The organism is Xanthomonas populi, from assembly GCF_002940065.1.
GTDB classification, from domain to species: Bacteria; Pseudomonadota; Gammaproteobacteria; order Xanthomonadales; family Xanthomonadaceae; genus Xanthomonas; species Xanthomonas populi.
The window spans coordinates 1-4,191 of sequence record NZ_MDEJ01000210.1; the positions used below are offsets into that span (position 1 = coordinate 1).

General features: G+C 61.3%; 2 protein-coding genes and 1 pseudogene. 2 read left to right on the plus strand and 1 reads right to left on the minus strand.

All coding sequences use genetic code 11. The features are described 5' to 3' along the window. Positions 1 to 441: 441 nt before the first annotated feature. Positions 442 to 1,338, minus strand: coding sequence for an IS5 family transposase (locus XpopCFBP1817_RS19680; RefSeq protein WP_128418375.1), 897 nt, complete (start codon positions 1,336 to 1,338; stop codon positions 442 to 444). Between XpopCFBP1817_RS19680 and XpopCFBP1817_RS22300 the strand changes: the two are divergent. Continuing rightward, positions 1,309 to 1,485 (plus strand): annotated as a pseudogene (locus XpopCFBP1817_RS22300) (IS5/IS1182 family transposase); the annotation flags it as partial. The gene XpopCFBP1817_RS19680 and the pseudogene XpopCFBP1817_RS22300 sit on opposite strands and share 30 nt — an antisense overlap. Positions 1,486 to 1,834: 349 nt before the next feature. Further along, positions 1,835 to 3,889, plus strand: coding sequence for a XopX family type III secretion system effector (gene xopX, locus XpopCFBP1817_RS19690; protein ID WP_279627141.1), 2,055 nt, complete (start codon positions 1,835 to 1,837; stop codon positions 3,887 to 3,889). Positions 3,890 to 4,191: the final 302 nt, after the last annotated feature.

Below are 4,191 nucleotides of genomic sequence, written 5' to 3' on the forward strand. Positions count from 1 at the left end.
ACGCTTGCTGCTCATAGACACCTCCGAATCGACCATTTTCCATGGCCATGAGATGTCTAGGAAACCCTGGGCGCATCAGTAATCCTTCTGCGTGTCCGGCTGTAGCTCCTTAAATTCGATCGCTTCGTGGAAACGGTCGAAGAGGTAACGCAGCGTGCCACGCACGTCCCCCCGTAGTCGAGATTCTGCGATTGCATGGAGTTCAGAGAGGCGAGCATTTCGGAAGGTGACCGTGCACTTCACTTGTCGGCCACCCTCCGGATGGTCTTCAAGCATGTACCAGCGGCCGTTCTCCCAGTACATGCCTTTCGGGAGTGCCTGATCTACCAGCCGTAGCCGGCGCTGCGCAGCTCGCAGCGCGGATGCAGGGCAAAATCTCCCAGGTTTTTGATCGATGCGTCCGACGTTTCGCGCCGCACACCGCTTTTGGCGGTCTGCATGCTACGCCATCGCCAGCAACCTGCTGCGTGCCATCCACAGATCGACCAACGCGAACAGCGTCGTCACCTGCGAAGCGTTCTTGGCCAAGCCCGTGTCGCGCACCTTGACGTCACCGAACTGCCGCTTGAGTACCCGGAACGGATGTTCCACCGCCGCCCGAATCGAGGCCTTGGCCAGTTCCAGCTCTTCGGTGAGCGCGCGCAACCCCAGGTGCTTGATGGCCTTCGCCTTGCTGCGCTTGTCCGCAATCCGGAAGGTGCGGCCTTCGGCCGGCGCAGACGTCTCCGCCCTGATATAGCCCGCGTCCGCGAACACATGCTGCTCTGTGCCATGCAGCAGATGCGCCGTCTGGGTTACCTCGGCCACGTTCGCCGCCGTGCTCACAACGCTGTGTACCAGCCCCGTGCCCGCATCCACACCGATGTGCGCCTTCATTCCGAAGTACCACTGGTTGCCTTTCCTGGTCTGGTGCATCTGCGCATCGCGCGAACGCGCCTTGTTCTTCGTCGACGCCGCCGCCGCGATGATCGTCGCGTCCACCAGCGTCCCCGCCGATAACCGCAGGCCGTGCTCGCTCAAGTGAGCATTGATCGCGGCGAACAGTTGCTCGGCCAATTCGTGCTTTTCCAACAGGTGGCGGAACTTGCAGACCGTCGTCTCGTCCGGCGCTGCTTCGCGCACCAGATCACTCCCCACGAATCGCCGCATCGCCGGCACCTCGTACAGTGCCTCTTCCACCGGCGGACGACCGCCGCCTTGGCGCACCTTCGGATAGAACAGTGCGATACGCGCACACAGTTGTGACCAAGGCACCACCTGATCCATCTGCGCCAGCAACACCTCGCGCCGCGTCGGCTTGGGCTGCAGATTGAGCGCAATGGCTGGTTGGGCCGTCATCGCTGGGTCGTCGGGCGCACGCATGCCTGGTTCGCAGACATGAGCAAACTGTGCATCCGCTTTGAACGCCGCATTGATCTCCACTTGGCGTTGCTCTGGCTTGCATGCTCCATCATCTGCTTACTGCTTCTTCCTGGGTTTTGTTAGCCGCTCTTACTATCGACAACAAGCCCGGTACGCCAGAGCGGCGTGACTCAAACCAAACAGCCTCCCAACTTCCAGGGGCGGTTCACTTGAACTGGCGCGCGTGGGCGTAGCCGCCGGCCCGCCGGCTCAGTCATGGCCCTTCGCGCTCATATGCACGCAGCTGGCTGTCGCCGGATCGCCAGGCCACAAAACAATGGCAACGCAATGACAATGCGCCTCGAAGTTCTGCTGGAAGCACACTATTTCGCGCCACGAAAGACCGGCCGCACATGTTCCTTCACATTGCCTCAACCAGCCAGATATGTCGGCTGGCATCCCCCCCCTCCCCCGGACCATTGATGGTGACCAAATGAAACCGCAGGCCCCAGGCGCCTCTTCTTCAGGTACAACGCACGCGCTTTCGGACAACGAAGCAGTCGTGACAATTCAATCCACCTCACCGTCTGCAGCATCGTCGGCAACGACGCCGGTCGACCCGGCTTTGTCAGCGCTCCCCCTGCGCAGCCGCTCCAGCGCATCGACCATCGCCTCCGGGCGTTCCTCTGCGACCTATGCCCCCTCGCTTGAATCGCAACCGCCCTCGCCAGAGGGCAGCGCCGACACCTCAACGACGGCAACGCTAGCCACGCGCGCGAGCGCTGCGCTGGCAAGCGGCGTTCAGCGAGCGTCCGCTGCGGTAACGACAGCCGCATCCAATCTCTGGTCGCTCTCCGACCTGCGCACGATGCTGCAGATGCATGCGGACGATCCAGCGTTCCTGGAGATCCTGAAAGGTGAGGATCCGGAAAAAATGACGCCGCATACCTTGTCGTCCTGTCGACAGCAAATGCAGCAGCTCGGCGAGCTTATCGAAACTACAGAAGGGCTGGGAACACATCAGCGCAAGCAGTTACTGGGCGACATCAAGGCGGTAATGAACGCCATGCAGCCGCTCGATCACGCCACACCGGTCACCTCACGCGTATTGAAATCGATCTCCAATCTCATCAATTTCTGGCCGGTCGTGGTTCCCAGCCCGCTGATGGGCAAGCAGGCAAAAACCTTCGCCTTCACGATGTCCACTGCCACCAAGGGCGTTCTCGCGCTGTCCGCCTCGGCGTTGCGCCCCAGCGCCGACGGCCTGCCCTTTGCGTTCGCCGGAGGCCAGCTGGGCCGCGAGGCCAACGAAGGGCATCTCTACAACGTGCTGATCAACACGCTGTTCCTCGCCACCGAACTTCCGAAGAAATTCGGCGACTCGGCGTTGCGCAAGCAAGCCGAGGCGGTCAGTAACAATATGGGGTATGGCGCAGGCCTTTCGGTCACCTTCACGGCCATCATGCTGACACCCTTCCTGTGGAACAGCCTCAGCAAACTCGGCAACAGCATGCTGGACAAAGGCGCACGCCTGGGGGCAGCCACAGCGCAGGCGGCGGGTCTGAACAACCAGGCGCAGCAACTGCGCGCCCGCCTGACGCCTGCCAATATCAATGAAGCGCTGCGCGACCAGCTGCTGCAAATCCGCGGACAAGTGGATGCCTCCTGCGACACCTTTCAGCAGGCGCGCCGAGACTTCGTCGGTCAGGACACAGGCAAGGAACTCACCAGAACGGTGAATATGCAATGCACGCATCTGCTGGAAACGCTGGACAGGTGCAGCAAACGGCTCGCCAGCGTACTGCAGCTCGATGGCAACCAGACGCCGAGTCTGCCGCGCGAAATTCGCAACCAGGATTTCTCCTCCAAGTTGGCATTGACGCTACTGGCCACCGCAGTGACCGGCTCGACCATCTACCTCGTCCAACCGGATCGGTTGGGTACGATCAATCTGCTCAGCGACACCTGCATCGTGACCGCGGTGATGGGGCAATCGGCATGGAACAAGCAGGCCACTCGGCAGGACGCAATGGAACGTTTCAAGGGCATGTGCGGCGGCAGCATGGTCATCGCGCTTGCGCTGGGCGCAGAGACATTGTCAAAGACGTTCGCCGACCAGAGCCTGATCGAGTCCTCGCCCAACGCGCAGTTCTATGCCGGCGCCATCATGTCGCTGATGGCGGTGACGATGCCGGGCCCGATCGCCCGCAGCGCAGAAATGGCGATGAACATGGCAGGAAGCGGCCTGAAGCGTCTATTCACCGGCCCCGACGGAACCCCACTCGCGACACGCGTACCTGACTCTCCCGAGGACATGCAGGAACAGATACAGGACATTGCACGATACGTGGAAGGATTGTCCCCCGAGCACGAGGAAGTTTACGCAGCAGTGGTCGGCGAGAACGTCGCGCGGGCGCTGCAAGATGCCAGTTCGCAGGCGCAAGCGCCCCACAGCAGCGTCACCATCACCGAGATCGAAGACCAAGACCAATCCGCTGCGCCCGCGCAGGTGCCGGCGAGCAGGACGGACCGGCCGCGAGCCGACTGAGTGATTGCGCGCTGTGCGATGCCGTTGTTGCAAACGCGGCACAGCCGATTCGGCGCGCGGTCTGGTGCTGTCGTGGCATGCATGTTGGTGGCCATAGAACTCAACCGCTTCCGATCAAAAAACGCCATTTCTCAGGATCTGCTTACTGCCGAGGTTTTCCTGGCGATGCTCCATCACCGACCGTCACCCAACTAAGGGGCCAGAGGCTGAGGTTTTCCCACGTTTTAGGTCCTGTTAACACTAATGGCCTGAGCGAGTAAACTATCGGGTATGGAGATCACACCAGAGCAATTTTCCCTAAT